The sequence below is a fragment of the Aminobacter sp. AP02 genome, from assembly GCF_003148805.1.
In the GTDB taxonomy this organism is placed as follows: domain Bacteria; phylum Pseudomonadota; class Alphaproteobacteria; order Rhizobiales; family Rhizobiaceae; genus Aminobacter.
The window spans coordinates 1-16,629 of record NZ_QGGX01000001.1; the positions used below are offsets into that span (position 1 = coordinate 1).

Below are 16,629 nucleotides of genomic sequence, written 5' to 3' on the forward strand. Positions count from 1 at the left end.
GAACACCTCCTAAACTGTGCGCTCGCCCTGTTCGGGATGGCGAGGCCCTTGGCATAGGCGACGCATTTGTCGGCCAGCCAGCCGTTCAGATCCTCCAGCGTCTTGAAGCGCAGCCTGGGCGTGAAGAAGCGCTCGCGCACCAGGCCGACCTGGTTCTCGACTTGTCCCTTCTCCCACCGCGACGCCGGCGTGCAGGCCTCTGGCTCGACAAGGTAATGTCCGCACATCTGCGCGAAGCGGCGGTTGTAGCGGCGATCCCTGCCGATGAAGATCGCGTCCACTGCCGTCTTCATGTTATGGGATGGACGCCTCCCTCTTCTCCGTCACCATTGGGTGACCAACCTGACGGAGGAAAGTATGACAAAGGGTTTGCTCGCAATCGATCTTGAAAAGCAATCCTTCCACCTGCATGGAGTAGATGGCGATGGCGCGATCATCTCGCGCAAGGTCAGCCGTGCAAAGCTCGCGAACATCGTCAACGAATTGGCACCAAAGACGATCGCGATGGAAGCTTGTGCCAGCGCCCATCATTGGGCTCGCTGGTTCATGGCTGACGGCCGACAGGGCCGGTTGATCAACCCACGCTTCGTAAAGCCGTTTGTGCGCGGCTCGAAGAACGATGCAGTAGACGCGGAAGCGATTTACGAAGCAGCGACACGTCCGACCATGCGGTATTGTGCCGGTGAAGTCGATTGAACAACAAGATCTGCACTGCATCGCATCCGGGAGCGTCTGATCGTCCAACGCACTTCGCTCATCAACCACGCTCGCGGATTGCTGGCTGAATATGGCATTGTGTTGCCGCAAGGACCATGGCGGTTTGCCGCCCAAGCACCAGCGGCCATTGCGCAGGCCGAACTTTCCGATCTCGCGCGCGAGCTGTTCGAGGAGTTTCTCGACCAGCTCCGAGACGTCAACACCAGTGTCGCCAAACTCGATGCGAAGATTGTCGAGATCTGCAGGGCTCACGAAGATTGCCGACGATTGGCGGAATTGCCTGGGGTCGGGCCAATCATCGCGACCGCGCTCGTCGCCAGCGTCGCTGACGCCCGTCATTTCCGCTCAGGTGGCGAACTCGCCGCATGGATTGGGCTGGTGCCGCGACAATATACAACCGGTGGCAAGCCTCGCCTCGGCGGCATTGGCCGACGCGCCAACCACTATCTGCGCCGGCAGATGATCCATGGCGCCCACGCCGTCATCAGCCGACTTGCAAAGCATGGTGATCGTCGCTCGGTCTGGCTGAAGGCGATCGTCGAGCGCCGCGGATTCAATAGGGCGCTCGTCGCGCTGGCCAACAAGACGGCGCGTATCGCATGGGCGCTGCTAACGCGAAAGGAGAGCTACGCCGGCTGATCTGCCGCCGACGAGTCACGGATCGCCGCAAACGCGGCGATGAGAGCGAGGTGGATACTGATGGCGCAACGGCGCGGACCGCAATTTCCCATCAAGGCCAGGAGCGTATTCGCTCCAGCGACAGGCAAGATAGATTCACGCATCCTTTGCCGCCGGTTACCAGCACCTGACCTTGCCCAGGAGGCGTCCATAGATTGTCGTAGATGCCGCGCGTGCAGGCCCCACCGAAGAAGGCAACACCTTCACCGTCACCGTCACGCCGTCCAGCAGGACGATCTCGTGGCTCCAGTCGAACTGGTAGGCTTCGCCCGGCGCGAAGCTCAGCGGGATATAGGCCACGCAGGCATCGCGCCGTGATCGCCTGCTTTCGAGCAATGCGAGATGAAGCGACCACGAGCCGGCGTTGACGAAACCAACCAACTTTCTTGCGGCCCTTCCTCAAGGACGGTTTGGCGGAAAAGTTTTCCAGCAGCGGTTCGCTTGCAGGTCGACAGGTGCTTGAGCGCCAAGCCTCTAGTCTCTTTAATCTACTAAATTTGTAGAATTAAGGATGAAGGCTTTTGGCAGAGAAAGCTGGGAAAAACAGGCGGCACATTCACGTGCCCACGCTTGCGCGCTTGCCGCCGCTAACGTCGTTGCGGGCCTTTGTCGCTGCGGCACGGCACCTTAGCTTCACTCGCGCCGCAGAGGAACTGCACGTCAGTTCCGCGGCCGTCGGTCAGCAGATCCGCTCATTGGAGGAATATGTCGGTGAGCAGCTGTTTCATCGCAACACCAGCCCGCTGCAGTTGACGCCGGCAGGCCGCGTGCTGATGCCGGGGCTGACCGAAGCGTTTGAGACCGTTCTTGATGCCGTCTCACGACTGGCCAGCGATATCCAGGATCAACCTGTCAGAGTTTCGGCCGCGCCTTCTTTTGCTGGAAAGTGGCTGGTCTCGCGGCTCGAGCGCCTGCGATCGTCGGTGCCGGACCTTAGGGTGCAGGTGAATGCCTCGACGGTTCTTGCCGACGTCGAGCGCGAGGACACCGACTGCGCGATCCGCTTCGGCAACGGCGCCTATCCCGGCCTGTTCGTCGAGCGCCTGTTTTCGGAAGCGGTGGTGCCGGTTTGCAACCAGGAATTTGCGGACAGGTACGATTTGCATCCGCGACTGAAGACGCTGCAAGGCATCCCGTTGTTGCACGAGGAAGGTCCCGAATACGACGGCTCGTGTCCGGACTGGCCGACCTGGCTGCGCGGCGAAGGCATGTCGACCCGCTTCATCGATGACGGCGTTCGGCTCAACCAGTCGTCCCTGGTGCTGGAGGCAGCGGCGGCAGGCCAGGGTCTTGCTCTCGGCAAGGTGCGCCTTGCCAACGCCGACCTGCGCTCGGGGCGCCTGATGACGCCTTTCGGAAAACCGCAACCGGTGGAGTTCGCCTATTATTTCGTGGCGGCGCCGCGAAAACTGAAGTCGCCACCGGTGGAACTGTTCCTGGGCTGGCTGCGGGCGGAAGTGCAGTTGGTGCGCGACATCGCCGTGCCGATCGAGGATCAGACTGCGGCCAACTAGCGGCTCAGCACGCGAATTCGGGGTCAGGTAGATTTGGTCGGCCTCGATCGAAGATATTTGCGGCTCTGCTTCAGCGCAGCTTGAAACCAAGTCCCGTCAGCTCCTGGCGCAGCTGGTCACGATTGCGCAAGGCCTCGGTGCTCGAGATCCGTTTGGCGGCCTGCTCGGTCCAGTCGATGGCCGGCATCCGCTGTTCGGCCTGAAAGCCGCGCAGGGTCTCGTTATAGGCCTTGAGGTCGGCTGGGTCAGCCGTTGTGTAGCGCTCGCGATGCAGTACCACGCGCTGGGGCAGTCGCGGCTTGACAGCCGATGCCGCGCGGGAATTCGGCACGCCGACGGTCATGCCGAACACGGCAACGACTTCCGGCGGCAATCCAAGCTCGATGGCGACCGCCTGGGGATGATTGCGCAGTGCACCGATGTAACAGGTGCCAAGGCCGAGCGCTTCAAACGCCACAAGCGCGTTTTGTGCTGCGAGTGATGCGTCGATGGCGCCGATGAGGAAGCTTTCGAGATAGTCCAGGCCAAAGGAGGGGATGCCTCGTTCAGCAGCGGCAGTGCGCAGCCTGGACAGGTCGGCCAGCCATACGAGCAGCACGGGCGCTTCCTCGATCTGGCGCTGGTTGCCGGCGAGGGCGTTGAGACGCGACTTCAGGTCCGCGTCCTCAACGACGATCACATCCCATGCCTGGAGGTTGGACGAGGACGGTGCCGACTGAGCCGTCGAGATGGCGAGTTCGAGCGCGCCGTCCGGCAATCCCTGGGGCAGATAGCGACGGACCGTACGATGCGACAGCATCGTCTCGATGGTTTCGTTCCAGTCTGCAGCTGGCGGGGAGCCGTTGCGATAGCGCCCGTGCCAAAGCGGCTGCAGGCGGTCCTGCAACGGGAATTCGGAGACGTGAGGGGCATATGTCATGCGCTTGGAATCCTGCTTGGGGCGTTGGGAACTGGCTGTTCGGTGTCCGGCGTGCGAATCGGCGAGAGCGTCTTGGGGGCTTCGATGGCCAGTTCTATCTATCGCCAGCATTGCGAAATGTAAGTTGAAGCGGAACGCGCTCACCCTCCTTCAGGGGTTGCTTAAGCCCGATGAGCATCAGGTGGAATGAACCTTCAGCGAATTCGACGCGGCCGTATGCGGGGATGGCGATGCCGTCGAGCCGCGGTCGCTTCTTGGCCACGCCGTCAATGAGCGAGGTTTCGTGGATTTGGATCCTGTCCGCGAGCGCGCCGCTGGCCCAAAGCAATACATCCTCGGCGCTACCGTCATTGGTCCGCTTCATGTAGGCTGCGCCGTTGGTCGCCGAGGGCGGCGTTGCATATGCGAACGGGTGACTGATCGAGACCGCGCCGACTTGAAGCCGTGTGCCACGACTACGCCGCTCGACAGGGCCAGCGCCAAGACCGCCGGCAAGATAGGTTTCTTCCACATGAAAGCTCTCTGAGTTCTGGTGGCTCATTTAATCGACGGCCAAAAGCCGCTTCAGCTTCGCGATCTGAGAGGCGTGTTCCTCAAGATATTCGATCTTGTCGAAGAGGCGGCCTTGCCGATCCATCAGGTAGATGATGGCGGTGTGATCCATGGTGTAGTCGCCACCGTCGAGAGGCACCTTCCTGTAGGTCGCCCTGAACAGGCGCGCCATGGCGGCGGTTTCCTCGGCGCTGCCGCGCAGCCCGACGATGCGCTTGTCGAAGGCGCCGAGATAGCTTGACAAGTAGTCCTGCGTGTCCCTCTCCGGATCGACGGTGACGAACACCGGCACGAGCTCGTCGGCGGCGCGGCCGAGTTCGGCCAGGATGCCGGTCAGTTCGAACAGCGTTGTCGGGCAAACCTCGGGACAATGGGTGAAGCCGAAGAACACCAAGTATGGCTTGCCCTTGAGATCTGCTTCCGTGAAGCGGGCTCCGCGCTGCGTCGTCAGTCCGAAAGCGCCGCCGATTTCATAGGCTTCGCCGGTAGGCAGCACAGCCGGGTTCGGGCCGGCCAGCGCAGGCGCGGCGGTGGTTGCCAGCGCGGCGATGAGAAGGAGCAGGGCGGGCTTGTGCATGGCGTGGTCTTTCAATGGCAATCCGGTGCATCCTGGTCGAGATAGACCTCGAACGCGACATTGCGGGCCCATTTGCCCTTCAATTGCTCCCAAGCAGCCGGTGTCGCTATCTTGGCGAGCGCAAGCTTTACGGCACCGGCGAGGGCCATATCCTGCTTGTCCACTGCGGCCGATAACGCGACGTCCGGCGTGGCAGGCAGCGTCGCGGAGAACTTCTGCCATCCCTGCTCGCGGAATAGGCGCACCAAAAGCTGCTCGTCGTGCAACGCCGCGTCGCACACGCCGGTGCGCACCAGGACCAGCGATTTTGCTGGGGTGTCTTCGATGCGGACGATGGCGCCGCTTCGCCGCGCGAGCGCCCGCGAGGCGGAATTGCCGCGCGAAACACAGACGGTTCGGCCAGTCAGGTCCTCCCAGCTGTCGATGTCGGTATCCGTGCGCATGGCGACCGTTGCGCCGGAGGCAAAGCCGACCGGCAAAAGGTCAGCCTCGGCGGCGATGGGGTCAGTGTCGTCGACCCTGGCCAGCACGATCTCGACATCGTGGCGGGAAAGTGCGGACGCGCGATCCTGGGTCGCGAGTTGGACAAGCTCCAGCTTCCTGCCGAGCTGCGCTGCGATCTTCTCGGCAATGAGCACGTCGAAGCTCTCGGGCGTGTAGAGCCGAAATTCACTGGTCGCGGGTGCCGGGGGCACGAAGTCCACCCCGACGCGCAGCGGCGCATTGGGTGCGCCATCGGCCGGCGTGCCCGCCGAGAGCGAGGCGAGCAGTCCGGCTGCAGCCAGCAAACTGCCGGATCTGATGGTGCACCACCGGCGCGGTGATCTATCTCGTGCCTCGGTCAAGACGGGGTTCCTGCATCTTGGTATCGACGGTTGTCTAACGCAGAATAATGTCGGGGAGATTGTAGTTATTGTTGATCATGTTGTTAAATAATCTTTATCTGGCAGATTTTCATGGCCATTCGGCAACGACAATGGTCGTATGGTAGCAAGGATCGTCCGAAAATCTACGTTGATCGATAAAATAATCTCTGAATTCGAACAAAATGAAACCAAGAGTGCTTATTGCCAGCGCAAGAATGGCTGCGTTGACACAAAATATTACGGAAATACCCTCCAGGACTGTTGGATTTTCCCAAGCCCGGTGCACCGCTGCCAGGGCAGCCGACCAGGAGAACAGTGATGAACCTCAGATCGAAATTGCTGGCCGTGGCCGGCGCAATCGGCATCAGCGCCACCAGCGTCTTGGCGTTGGGCACGGGAAGCCAACCGGCCTTGGCCAGCGCCAAGGAGCCACTGACCTTTATCAATTTGCCCCAGGCGGCATGGACCGTCGTCGGCCAACGCAAGGGCATCATCCAGGAAGAATTCGCCAAGATCGGCATAACCGACATCAAGCTGATCAATCCAGGAACGGCAGAACTGTCCGGCGCCGAGGCAGCGCTGCTCGATCGCGGCGGCCTCGCCATCGCACAACGCATGATGTACCCCGCGACCGTCCACAAAGCGAACGGCATCGATGCCGTGATCGTCTGGCAGTCGTCGCCTTCGGACAAGTTCCGGACGCCCTTGCTCGCCAAGGCGAGCTCTGACATCAATAGCCCGGTCGACCTCAAGGACAAGAAGTTCGGCGGCAGTCGCGTAGGCTGCGGCTGGACATCGCCCACCGAGATCCTCAACGAAGCAGGCGTCCCGCTGGACACCCGCATCCGTAAGGGATCGGTCCGCCAGGAGACGATCACGAATTCGGCGGCGACGTCGGCAGCACTGCTGAGCGGTGCCATCGATGCCACCGCCACGCATATTGCACTGCCGGCTTCGGCGGCGCTTTGGCTTTCGGGCGAGGTCAAGGTCGTTGGCCGCAGCCCGGACAATGGCGTCTATGTCAATTCGGCCGGCCGGGTTTCCTATTTTGCCATGCGGCCCTTCGTGGAGGCCTATCCCGAAGCGATCCAGGCATTTTTGATTGCGCATGAACGGACCAAGGCGTGGATCCAGGAACATGTCGATGAATCCGCCGAGATCATTGGCGAAGAGCTGCGCATCCCGGTCAACATCGCAAAGTTCCAGATCACCGATCCGTCGTCGTTCGAATTCATGCAAGGCGAGGCGTCGGCGGACAATGCCAAGAAGGCGATCCGTGACTTCCAGAAATACTACATCGCAGCAGGCGACGAGATCCTCCAGGAACGTTTCCTGACCGACGAGACGATAGAGCAGTTCGTCGACGCCCGCTTCTTCAAGGGCGGCGCATATTCCGTCTACAACTGATCCCGCCCAACCGCATCCGATCGGCCGCCCCAAGCGCGGCCGATCCATTACCAAGAAATCTGGAGCACACAATGAGCGTCACCACGGTGAATGCGACGACGCCGGCTGTGCGCAAAACCCAGCAGCCGGACAAAGCAAACAAGAGGCGCGTGAAGCCGCGTGACCTAGCCATCGGCCTAGTCCTGCCGCTGACTATCCTCTTGCTCTGGCAGGTTGCTGCGCAACGGGCCTGGATCTCGCCGATTTTCCTGCCATTACCATCGACGACCCTGTTTTCCTTCTTCGACATGGTGGAGCGGCAGAGCTTTCACATAGACTTCCTGGCCAGCATCAGCATCGTCACGCAGGCCTTCGTGTACGGCACTTTGCTCGGCGTGGGTCTCGGCATTGCTGCGGGCCTGTCGCAAACCGTGGAGCGCATTTTCGGGCCGACGCTTGACGGCATTCGCCACATCCCCGGCATCGCTTGGCTGCCGCTGATCGTTCTCTGGGTTGGCATCGGACCCGCGGCCAAGATCGTCGTCATCACCAAGACGGTGTTCTTTCCCGTCTTCCTCAACACGCTTCAGGGCATTCGCGCCGTCGAAAAGAACTTTATCGAACTCGCCGACGTCCTAACCCTGACCCGATGGCAGCTGGTGCGCAAGGTGATCATTCCTGGAGCCATGCCCAGTATCCTGGTGGGAGTGCGCTACGGCGCGAGCCTGGCCTGGGCGCTGGTCGTCGTCGCCGAAGGACTGAGCGGCATGGAAGGCATCGGCTACCTGATCTTCCGCGCCCAGTCGCTGCTGATGACCGACCAGTTGCTGGTCTGCATGGTCGTTATCGGCGTCGTCGGCTTCCTCATCGACCGCTCCATGGCCCTCCTTCAACGCCACGTCCTGCGCTGGAAGCAGGGTTTCGAGGGCTGATCCTCACCGCTGGCACGAAGAAAGAAATGACATGAACACGGCATACAAACCTTCATCCAGCGAGCTCGCTGCAAGCACGCCGCGCGACTTGCTTTACACTATCTGCCCCGTCCTGGTCGCGTCGAACGTGGCCCTCGAACTCGGCTGGATCGACGACGAGTTCGCAAGGGTCGGTGCATCGGCGATCTATCTCCGGTCGATCGCTGGCGAAGCCGCCTGGAAAGCGCACTACGACCACTCGTCCGAGCGGCTATTGCGCGATGGCGGCAACAGCCCCGCGGTGTGGGCCCAGGCCGATCTTCGCCCGACCATCCTGCTTGGCCTGACCCAGGCGCAGCCGGCCGGCAAGATCATCGTGCGCGCCGATGACGACATCCACCACGTCGGTGAGCTGAAAGGCCGCCGTGTGGCGATCTATAAGAGTCTCAAGTCAGACAAGATCGACCATCGTCGAGCGACCAGCCACCACGGCATTCTCGCAGCACTCGCCCTGCATGGCCTAACGCGAGACGACATCGAATGGGTCAATATCGAAGACCATGATGGTCATCTCGAGACACCAACACGTACCCCTGCCGGAATCTGGGCACAGCGCCATAGCCAGGTCGACGCCATCGTGGCCGGCGCGCACAGCCGCGAGGCCCGGGCGCTTGGCGAGGGCAAGGTCGACGCGATCTACGACTATTCGATCGGCACCTCGCACCTGCTCGAACGCAGCGGTCGCTTCAAAGTGATCGAGGATCTCGATCTCTATCCGGACTGGACGCTGAAGATCGCCAACGCGCCGCGCACGATCACGGTCAGCAAGGAGTTCGCCGAGGCCAATCGGGACGTGGTCTTGGCCTGGCTTCGCGCCTCGATCAGGGCAGGGCGCTGGATCACCGCCAATCCGGAAGCTGCTGCCGAGGTCTTCCTGCGGACGACCATCTATCCTCATGCCGGCGCAATCGCCGATGCACTGCGCAGCTTCGACCTGGTGCCAAACCTGTCCGAACAGAACATCGCCGGCCTTACCATCGAGAAGAACTTCCTGTTGTCCAACGGTTACATCAGGAACGACTTCGACGTCCCGGCCTGGGCGGACGCTTCGTTTCTCGACGAGGCACTCGCCTCGCTCTGATCCCCTAACAAAAAATCGAAACTAGGAGAGTTTTCATGGTTGAAGTTCTGGAACGCGCGCCGGCGGGAAAAACCGTCGAGGTCGGGGCCCGTGAAGCCTACTACACTATCTGCCCGGTATTCGTGGCATCGAACGTCGCACAGGAATTCGGCTGGATCGAAGAGGAGTTCAACAAGATCGGGGCCAAGCTGTCTTACCTACGCGCGCTCGCGCCTGAACAGGGCTATCTCCCCCATTTCGGTCACCAGCTCGACCACCTGTTCCGCGACGGTGGCAACATTCCTTCGATCTGGGCGAAGGCCGACGTGACAGACACTACGCTGATCGCGCTGACGGCCGGCCATCACGGCGGCCAGATCGTCGTCCGGGCCGACTCCGACATCAACCGCGTCGGCGACCTGAAAGGGCGTAGGTTCGGGCTCTACAAGAGTCAGAACAGCGACAAGGTCGACTGGTGGCGTGCGACGGGCGCACGCGGCATCCTGGTTGCGCTGAAGCTTGCCGGACTGCAACGGTCCGACGTCGAGATCGTCGATGCGCCGGCCGAGGACCGCGGCTTTGGCAACGCCAGCCGTCCCTCGGAACTGTGGTCGCAGCGCCGGCGTGAGGATCTCGTCTATACCGCCGAGGTACGTCTCCTCGAAGAGGGCAAGGTCGACGCGGTCTATACCAGCCATGGACGTGGCCAGACGCTCGAGCGCACCGGCAAGTACAAGGTCATCGAGGACTTCTCGCGCTATCCGGACTGGACACTCCAGGTGGCGAACAGCCCCTACGCGCTGACCGTCAACAGCGACTTCGCACGCAACAACAGGGACATCGTCGTGGCGTTCCTGAAGGCGACGGTGCGCGCGGCGCGCTGGATCAACGCCAACCGCGAAGCGGCCGCCACTGTGCTGAACCGCGTGACCTATCACCAGACCCCGGCGGATACGGCAGCAGCGATCGAAGCCACCGATTTCCTGCCCAACCTGTCGGCGCAGAACCTGGCCGGTCTCGACATACAGAAGAAGTTCCTCGTCGACCACGGATACGTGAAGCGCGACTTCGACAGCAGGAAGTGGGCTGACGCCAGCTACCTTGAAGAAGCGCTTAGGTAGCTTTGATCTTTGAATCGAGCCTCCCGGTCGACCGGGAGGCTCCCAGCAGGCAGGACGGCCATGAGCGAGCGCGGCAACCTTGAAATCAGTAACGTCAGCAAATCCTACCAGGTGGAGGGGAAAGAGCTGCGGGTGCTGGACCACATCAATCTCAAAGTGGCGCCGGGCGAGTTCATCTCGATCGTCGGTCCGTCGGGCTGCGGCAAGTCCACGCTGTTGCGCCTTGTCGTCGGTCTCGACGACAACTACGGTGGAGAAATCCTACTGGATAACAAGCCGATCAGCGGCACAAGCCTGCAGCGGGGGATCGTTTTCCAGGATCACCGCCTGCTGCCCTGGCTGACGCTCGAGGACAACATCGACTTGGCGCTCGAGAATTCCGGCCTGCCCAATGCGCAGCGCCGGCGCGCAGTGGCCGAGCACGTTGCGCTGGTCGGCCTGACAGGGTTCGAGAAGGTCTATCCGCACCAGCTGTCCGGAGGCATGTCGCAGCGCGCCGCTATTGCCCGCGGGCTTGTATCTCGCCCGGAGATCCTACTGCTCGACGAGCCGCTGGGAGCACTCGATGCGCTGACCCGGCTCAGGCTGCAGGAGGAGCTGCTGCGGATCTGGAGGGCCGAACGCGTCACGATGCTACTGGTCACTCACGACGTCGAGGAGGCGATCTATCTCAGCGACCGCATCGTCGTCATGCATTCCACGCCGGGCCGCATCGCTAGCGACATCAAGGTCGACCTGCCCTGGCCACGTGACCGCGCCAGCCACGAGTTTGCGGATGTCAGGCGTGAGATCCTGCGCAGCATGGATGCCTATTCGTCGGTGGCGGCACGGGCTGCGTAACGATGGGTCTCACAGTCGCGCACACCATTCTGGCTACAGCTTTCGTGGCGGCGATTGCCTGCCAGGCAATGGCGGCGGACACCCCGCCGTCGAGCGCGCTGCCCGATCTTTCGGCCATCACGGCGAAGATATACGCAGAACGCTATGCCGAAGCCGCCGACGAGTTGCAGAAACTCACGGCCACCGTCCAGAACGCCGATCTCTACAATCTCCTCGGCTTCAGCCTGCGCAACCTTGACCGCGATGAGGAGGCAGGCAAATGGTATCGCCACGCATTGTATTACGATCCCGACCACAAGGGCGCGCTCGAATATCAGGGCGAACTGTTCCTGAAGCTCGGCCAGCCCGAACGCGCCAAGGCAAATGTCCAGAAGCTGACGTTTCTATGCCCCGACGGGTGCGACGAGCTCGATGCCCTAAACCTGGCTATCGCCGAATCCCACGGCACGGGCATGTCATTGCAAAGATTCCCCTGACCGGGGCCCCGCACTCGCCATCATCGATATCCATAGCTATTTCGTCGACCAGACCGACCAGACTTCGGCCTTGACTACGACTGATGCAACGACAGACCGGTTAAGGTGGTGGAGGCGCCAGATCGTCGGCAACAAGCCGGAATGGCATACCGAAGCCGTCTGGGGGAACAACCTCAGAGCCCGCCCGGACTGTAAAACCCCGGTTCACGTCAAAACAAATGCTTTAGTGTTCAGTTGCAGCCTCGAAAGCAGGACGGCTTGCCTCGATCATGTCTGCAGTGCCCGTCAGGCTGATCCGGAAGTCTGTAGGCCGGTCGAAGAGCGTTCCCGGCATCACGAAGACACCTTGATCCGCCAGTCTGCGGGTGAAGCCAACTGAGTCGCCGCCCGGCGCGCGCCCCCAGAGGTAGAATGTGCCTTCTGGCTTGGTCATGCTGTAGCCCCATTGCGTCAGCCGCCGTGCAGCCGGTCGCGCTTACGCTGCAGTTCGCCGATGTCGATGCTAATCCTTTCAAGATCGCCGACCGCATATCGCAGGGGCGCATCGGGAAAGTTCCACCTGCCACCGACCTGCGAAGTCAACGCCGCCGCACGCAGGACTTCTTTGTCGGCCTCGGGTATGGACGGGCAGGCGGCGAGGTAGCCGATACACAGGCCCGGCGCGAGCAGGATTTTGCGGTAGCTGTAATCGATGGGCGTGTGGAGATAGGCGTTATCAAACTAACTCGCGTTCAGGGATTTGCGGCATAGACCGATGGCATGAACACCGCGACCGTCAGCTATAAGCGCCATCGTTTCCCGCCGCAGATCATCGCCCATGCCGTCTGGCTCTACTACAGGTTCCCATTGAGCCTGCGTCTGGTCGAGGAAATGCTGCCGGAGCGCGGGATCGGGGTTTCGTATGAGACAATCCGCCGGTGGGGCAGCAAGTTCGGGCGGGATTACGCCCGCCGCTTGCGCCGCAAGCAGCCAGCCGAAACGATGTCTGTCACTTGGATGAGGTCGTCATCACCATCGCCGGCAGGAAACACTGGTTATGGCGCGCCGTCGACTAGGATGGCTATGTGCTCGATGAGATCGTCCAGAATCGCCGCAACACCAAGGCAGCCAAGCGCTTGCTAACGCGGCTGTTGAAGAAGCAAGGCGCTGCGCCGAAGCGCATGATCACCGACAAGCTGCCCTCCTATGGAGCAGCCCGGCGACAGGTGATGCCGGACGTCGAGCATCGGTCGCACAAGGGATTGAACAACCGGGCGGAGAATGCACATGTGTCGCTGCGAAAGCAGGAGCGGATGATGCAAGGCTTCCGATCACCAGGAGCACTGCAACGCTTCGTTTCGATCTTCTCGGCGCTGCGCAATCTCTTCGTTCCACCTCGCTCAAAACGCTTCGCTCTCGCCACACATTTTCACCGCCTGCGGGCCATGGCGGAATGGAAAGCCGTGACCGTGATCAACTGACATCAGCGGCTGCAGGTCTCAACACGTTTATCAGACAACGTGACATCGCCGGTCCGGGTTGCAAGGGCAGATCGGGGCGGGTGAGAGACACCCATCGGCTTTAGCTTTCTCAGTTTCAATTATTGCGTTCCTGGTAGATGTTGCAGGCAGCTGAATGTGCAGGGGCAGGATCTCGCGGTGCTTCCGGAAATCAAGCTGATGGGTGATGTCGATGTAGCCGCGCTGTCGCCGCTGCTTCGCGGCATGACCAAGACTGTTTCCTACGCAGAGACCCAGGGAGGCATCAGCCTGACCGCGTCGGGGGCGATGAACCGCAAGTTCGTCCACTGGGCCGCTGTTCACTTCGATTGGCCCGGCTACACGTCGGACGACTTATACAGCATCAACAAGGTTCTCAACGAAGCCGATATGCCGCCGCTTTTGGTCGTCCGTGACATGGTCAAGTACTTGCGGCTTCTGCGGCGGCGAAAGGATGTACTGGTACCAACCCAACGCGGCCGAGACTTTCTGGCGAGACCGCAGGCCTTCTTCGATCTGATCGCGACGGATTATCTTTATGCTTATATCCATTACAGGCAGACGCAGGAGGCCGTCCGCAATCGGATGCGTTGGTGGCACGTCTTTCTCAATCTTATTAATATGAAAGCAGAAACGGGCTGTTCGTTGGACGACCTGGCGAACGAGGTATATCCGAGCGAATCGTACCTGGAGCCAGCAGAAATGACTGTCGAAACCTGGGCGGAAAGGTCGGCGCTCCGCTACGATATCATTCGACCGCTGTGCTGGCTGGGATTACTGCACGAAGATCGCGAGGGGCTGACGATTTGGCAGGATGGGACCTACCACAAGACACCGTTGTGGCCTGCCTGCTTAAAGCTAGACTCCGACATGCAATCCGAACTCACTCTCCATTGAGCCGTGCCGGGTAACTTTGTCCTTGCTCCACCGCACTTTGCTGGGAAAGCGCCTGCCGCCGCCGAGCAATGATCGCGGGATCGGTCATGAAATCCGTCCGCTTACCCGGCTTGCGGCCACGCGGTTTGTAGCCAATCTTCTCGCTGTTCGTCTTCACGGCCGGCTTCGTCTGCTGCTCCTGACGTTCCTTGATGTAGGCCAGGACATCACCGAGCCGCTTGTTGTCGATGATCGCCGCATGGCTCACCCGCTGGTCCTTATCGAACACCCGATAGGGCAAGGAATGCCCCTTCCACCGCACATCTAATCGACCATCCGCATATGCGTAGGTCTCGACATAGCGACCAGCTAGGCCGCGTGTCACCTCGGTCTCCACCAGCATGATCCGCTGGCGCTCAAACGAAAACGTCAACTGCGATGCGACATAACGCTGCTCACGTTTGCAGAGAATCTCGTTGAGCCGATCCGGGGCCAGATTTATCGATCGGTGCAGGTCATCTGGCCGGGCAGGGACGATCGCAAACCGCGCATTGTAGTGCTCCATGAAGGTCGGCAGGAATGCATTGCCTGCCGCCATGTCGTCGATGCCGCCCAATCGCAATTCCTTGACCAGCCGATCCTGCAGCGTCCGATTCATCCGCTCGACGCGGCCCTTGGCTTGGCTCGAATTTGCACAGAGTATCTCGATACTTAGCTCTGAAGGCGCACGCCCGAACTGAGTCATGCCCTGACCACCCCTGGCATCCTTCTTCGCTACCCGGAACACCGAATGTTTGTCGGAGTAAAAGGCGACAGGTGCCCCATGTTGCCTTAGGTACAGCGCCAGCGCTTCAAAGTAAGTGAACGCGCTTTCCGAGCGCACAAAGCGCAACTCCATCAACTTGCCCGTCGCATCGTCGACGAACACCAAAAGCGGGCACGGTGGCCCACGATCCTCGAACCAGCGATGCTAGGAGCCATCGATCTGCACCAGCTCGCCATAGGCCTCACGCCGCAGCCGCGGCTGATGGAACGTCCGTCGTTGTTGGCGTGACAGCCAAAGACCAGCCTCCGACATCCAGCCGCGCAATGTCTCGCGCGACACCTGCAATCCGTCACGCGCGGCAAGCTTCTCGGTCGCCAACGTCGGACCGAAATCCGCATAGCGTTCGCGAACCAGCGTCATCGCGTAATCCCGAACACCGTCACTGATCCGGTTGTTCGACGGCCGACTGATCGCCTTGTGCCGGATCGACGCCGCACCGCCAGTACTGAGCCGCTCCAAGTGTCGACGGACCTGGCGCGTGCTCAGATCGAGCACATGCGCCGCCGACACCAGCGTCATCCGGCCGGCGACGACTTTTGACAAAACCTCGATCCGCTGCAAATCGCGCTCGCTCATCGCAATCAATCCCATCCGCAAACTCCCGCGTCGTCAAAACGCGGGTAGAGTGACATTCTTACTTTGCAGGATCAGGACATTCTAACTTTGCGGCTACACCGATATGCCGGGTAATCTAAATTATGGAACTAGCTGATTGATATTATTAATGAAACTGGCTCAGTCTGCCGAGTTTTGGAGCCACGCTGGAATGTCACGCTTGCCATGTAGTATGCGCCAGACGTCGATATGATCCGCCTGCTCACTATAGAAAATTACATACGGGTGGCGCTTGAGACGCACCGTGCGCAACCCGGGCAAGCCAAGCTCATATGCATATCGCAATAAGCCCGATGCAGGCTGATCTGCGATCAATGCGTATGCCTTCTGGAGGTCATCGACGAAACCCAAGGCGGCGTTGACGCCTGCTTGCTGGCCGTAATGATCGAGCGCGTCTTCGATATTTAGTCGTGCTAGTGCTCGAGGGATAACTGCCCTCTCGGTCACGATTTCTGGTGACCCTGGGCTCGCGTTCGGAGGCTGACGAAATACCCGTCGTCGATCGGAGTAGTTGTTTCTGACGACGCGCCGTCGAGTAGCAATCGACGCAGGTTCTGGCGATCCTGATCGCGGCGGATCAGTTCGCGAACATATTCGCTGCTCGTGCCATAACCTCGCCCGGAGACCTGCTGGTCGACGAAGCTTTTCAGGCTATCCGGCAGTGATATGTTCATGGTGCTCATGACAGGAAAAATAGCTCCTATGGCAAAAATTGGCAAGATGCGTTGACTATGACGACGAAGCCTTTTGCACATCGAGCCACGTCAGGTAGATCGCCAAGCGTGACAACGGCGATCGCGCCGCTGTTGCCCAAGGGCTCCGAATTCGCAATATCGCGCAAACGCCGTTCGATGCTTGTCGTGGGTATAGCGATTGCCGTTCATTGCAATGAACATGGGCGGCAAGCGGAACAGGAACGGTTCTGTCGCAAACTCATCTTCAGGACGGATTAACCCAATGCCCGGCGCCGTTGTACAGCGAGGATATCGAACTGCTCGGCGAATGACGGTGCCGGATTGCAGGCGTACCTTGCCTGTCGTTTGCGCATCATGTGAACCATCTCGATGCCGGACAGGATCGTCGCGGCGCAGGTCATCGTCGTCAGCTTTTGAGAACGGTTGATCTGTAAGGCGAATTTGCGCAAGCTCTTCGTCAAT

At 60.6% G+C, this 16,629-nt stretch carries 16 protein-coding genes and 5 pseudogenes; 10 read left to right on the plus strand and 11 right to left on the minus strand.

Annotated elements, in window-relative coordinates:
- Positions 1 to 12: 12 nt before the first annotated feature.
- Positions 13 to 296: pseudogene (locus C8K44_RS00005) on the minus strand (IS21 family transposase); the annotation flags it as partial.
- Positions 297 to 432: 136 nt separating this feature from the next.
- Here C8K44_RS00005 and C8K44_RS00010 point away from each other — a divergent pair.
- Positions 433 to 1,356: pseudogene (locus C8K44_RS00010) on the plus strand (IS110 family transposase).
- 184 nt (positions 1,357 to 1,540) lie between these two features.
- Here the strand turns inward: C8K44_RS00010 and C8K44_RS00015 are convergent.
- Positions 1,541 to 1,692: pseudogene (locus C8K44_RS00015) on the minus strand (IS21 family transposase); the annotation flags it as partial.
- Between the two features lie 263 nt (positions 1,693 to 1,955).
- Here C8K44_RS00015 and C8K44_RS00020 point away from each other — a divergent pair.
- Positions 1,956 to 2,909: a LysR substrate-binding domain-containing protein gene (locus C8K44_RS00020; protein ID WP_245417295.1), complete on the plus strand. Its 954-nt coding sequence runs from the start codon at positions 1,956 to 1,958 to the stop codon at positions 2,907 to 2,909.
- A 70-nt stretch (positions 2,910 to 2,979) separates the two neighbouring features.
- On the opposite strand, the gene C8K44_RS00025 is transcribed toward C8K44_RS00020, so the two are convergent.
- The 4 genes from C8K44_RS00025 to C8K44_RS00040 form a co-directional block, all read right to left on the minus strand.
- Complete coding sequence (locus C8K44_RS00025) at positions 2,980 to 3,828, minus strand: NADPH-dependent oxidoreductase (protein WP_109573713.1); 849 nt, start codon at positions 3,826 to 3,828, stop codon at positions 2,980 to 2,982.
- 94 nt (positions 3,829 to 3,922) lie between these two features.
- Complete coding sequence (locus C8K44_RS00030) at positions 3,923 to 4,369, minus strand: copper chaperone PCu(A)C (RefSeq protein WP_109573714.1); 447 nt, start codon at positions 4,367 to 4,369, stop codon at positions 3,923 to 3,925.
- Positions 4,370 to 4,978: an SCO family protein gene (locus C8K44_RS00035; protein ID WP_245417296.1), complete on the minus strand. Its 609-nt coding sequence runs from the start codon at positions 4,976 to 4,978 to the stop codon at positions 4,370 to 4,372. It abuts the gene before it with no gap.
- On the minus strand, positions 4,969 to 5,745 hold the full coding sequence (locus tag C8K44_RS00040) for a transporter substrate-binding domain-containing protein (protein WP_158282682.1): 777 nt from the start codon (positions 5,743 to 5,745) through the stop codon (positions 4,969 to 4,971). Before C8K44_RS00040 ends, C8K44_RS00035 begins: the two co-directional genes overlap by 10 nt.
- A 396-nt stretch (positions 5,746 to 6,141) precedes the next feature.
- Here C8K44_RS00040 and C8K44_RS00045 point away from each other — a divergent pair, with 396 nt between their 5' ends.
- The 6 genes from C8K44_RS00045 (at position 6,142) to C8K44_RS00070 (ending at position 11,677) form a co-directional block, all read left to right on the plus strand.
- Positions 6,142 to 7,230 carry an ABC transporter substrate-binding protein gene (locus C8K44_RS00045; RefSeq protein WP_109573717.1) on the plus strand — a complete coding sequence of 363 codons (1,089 nt, stop codon included), beginning with the start codon at positions 6,142 to 6,144 and terminating at the stop codon, positions 7,228 to 7,230.
- Between the two features lie 71 nt (positions 7,231 to 7,301).
- Positions 7,302 to 8,141, plus strand: coding sequence for an ABC transporter permease (locus C8K44_RS00050; RefSeq protein ID WP_109573718.1), 840 nt, complete (start codon positions 7,302 to 7,304; stop codon positions 8,139 to 8,141).
- Between the two features lie 31 nt (positions 8,142 to 8,172).
- Complete coding sequence (locus C8K44_RS00055; RefSeq protein ID WP_109573719.1) at positions 8,173 to 9,261, plus strand: ABC transporter substrate-binding protein; 1,089 nt, start codon at positions 8,173 to 8,175, stop codon at positions 9,259 to 9,261.
- Positions 9,262 to 9,296: 35 nt separating this feature from the next.
- Positions 9,297 to 10,361 carry an ABC transporter substrate-binding protein gene (locus tag C8K44_RS00060; RefSeq protein WP_109573720.1) on the plus strand — a complete coding sequence of 355 codons (1,065 nt, stop codon included), beginning with the start codon at positions 9,297 to 9,299 and terminating at the stop codon, positions 10,359 to 10,361.
- 60 nt (positions 10,362 to 10,421) lie between these two features.
- Complete coding sequence (locus C8K44_RS00065) at positions 10,422 to 11,201, plus strand: ABC transporter ATP-binding protein (protein WP_109573721.1); 780 nt, start codon at positions 10,422 to 10,424, stop codon at positions 11,199 to 11,201.
- Positions 11,202 to 11,203: 2 nt separating this feature from the next.
- Positions 11,204 to 11,677, plus strand: a complete 474-nt coding sequence (locus C8K44_RS00070; RefSeq protein ID WP_109573722.1) for a tetratricopeptide repeat protein — start codon at positions 11,204 to 11,206, stop codon at positions 11,675 to 11,677.
- 223 nt (positions 11,678 to 11,900) lie between these two features.
- Here C8K44_RS00070 and C8K44_RS00075 read toward each other — a convergent pair whose 3' ends face one another.
- Complete coding sequence (locus C8K44_RS00075) at positions 11,901 to 12,131, minus strand: aminotransferase class I/II-fold pyridoxal phosphate-dependent enzyme (RefSeq protein WP_281062978.1); 231 nt, start codon at positions 12,129 to 12,131, stop codon at positions 11,901 to 11,903.
- A gap of 305 nt (positions 12,132 to 12,436) precedes the next feature.
- Between C8K44_RS00075 and C8K44_RS00085 the strand changes: the two are divergent.
- Together C8K44_RS00085 and C8K44_RS00090 are read left to right on the plus strand one after the other, a co-directional pair.
- Positions 12,437 to 13,137 (plus strand): annotated as a pseudogene (locus tag C8K44_RS00085) (IS6 family transposase).
- 177 nt (positions 13,138 to 13,314) lie between these two features.
- The gene (locus C8K44_RS00090) at positions 13,315 to 14,052 is read left to right on the plus strand and encodes a hypothetical protein (RefSeq protein WP_199226972.1); all 738 of its coding nucleotides are present in this window, start codon (positions 13,315 to 13,317) and stop codon (positions 14,050 to 14,052) included.
- Here the strand turns inward: C8K44_RS00090 and C8K44_RS00095 are convergent.
- From C8K44_RS00095 to C8K44_RS00110, 4 genes and pseudogenes are all read right to left on the minus strand, one after another.
- Positions 14,039 to 15,448: pseudogene (locus C8K44_RS00095) on the minus strand (ISNCY family transposase). The gene C8K44_RS00090 and the pseudogene C8K44_RS00095 sit on opposite strands and share 14 nt — an antisense overlap.
- Before the next feature lie 144 nt (positions 15,449 to 15,592).
- Positions 15,593 to 15,919 carry a type II toxin-antitoxin system RelE/ParE family toxin gene (locus C8K44_RS00100; RefSeq protein ID WP_109573725.1) on the minus strand — a complete coding sequence of 109 codons (327 nt, stop codon included), beginning with the start codon at positions 15,917 to 15,919 and terminating at the stop codon, positions 15,593 to 15,595.
- The gene (locus C8K44_RS00105) at positions 15,916 to 16,155 is read right to left on the minus strand and encodes a type II toxin-antitoxin system ParD family antitoxin (RefSeq protein ID WP_109573726.1); all 240 of its coding nucleotides are present in this window, start codon (positions 16,153 to 16,155) and stop codon (positions 15,916 to 15,918) included. The genes C8K44_RS00100 and C8K44_RS00105 overlap by 4 nt, the downstream gene beginning before the upstream one ends.
- Before the next feature lie 266 nt (positions 16,156 to 16,421).
- Positions 16,422 to 16,628, minus strand: coding sequence for a hypothetical protein (locus tag C8K44_RS00110; RefSeq protein ID WP_109573727.1), 207 nt, complete (start codon positions 16,626 to 16,628; stop codon positions 16,422 to 16,424).
- Position 16,629 lies beyond the last annotated feature (1 nt).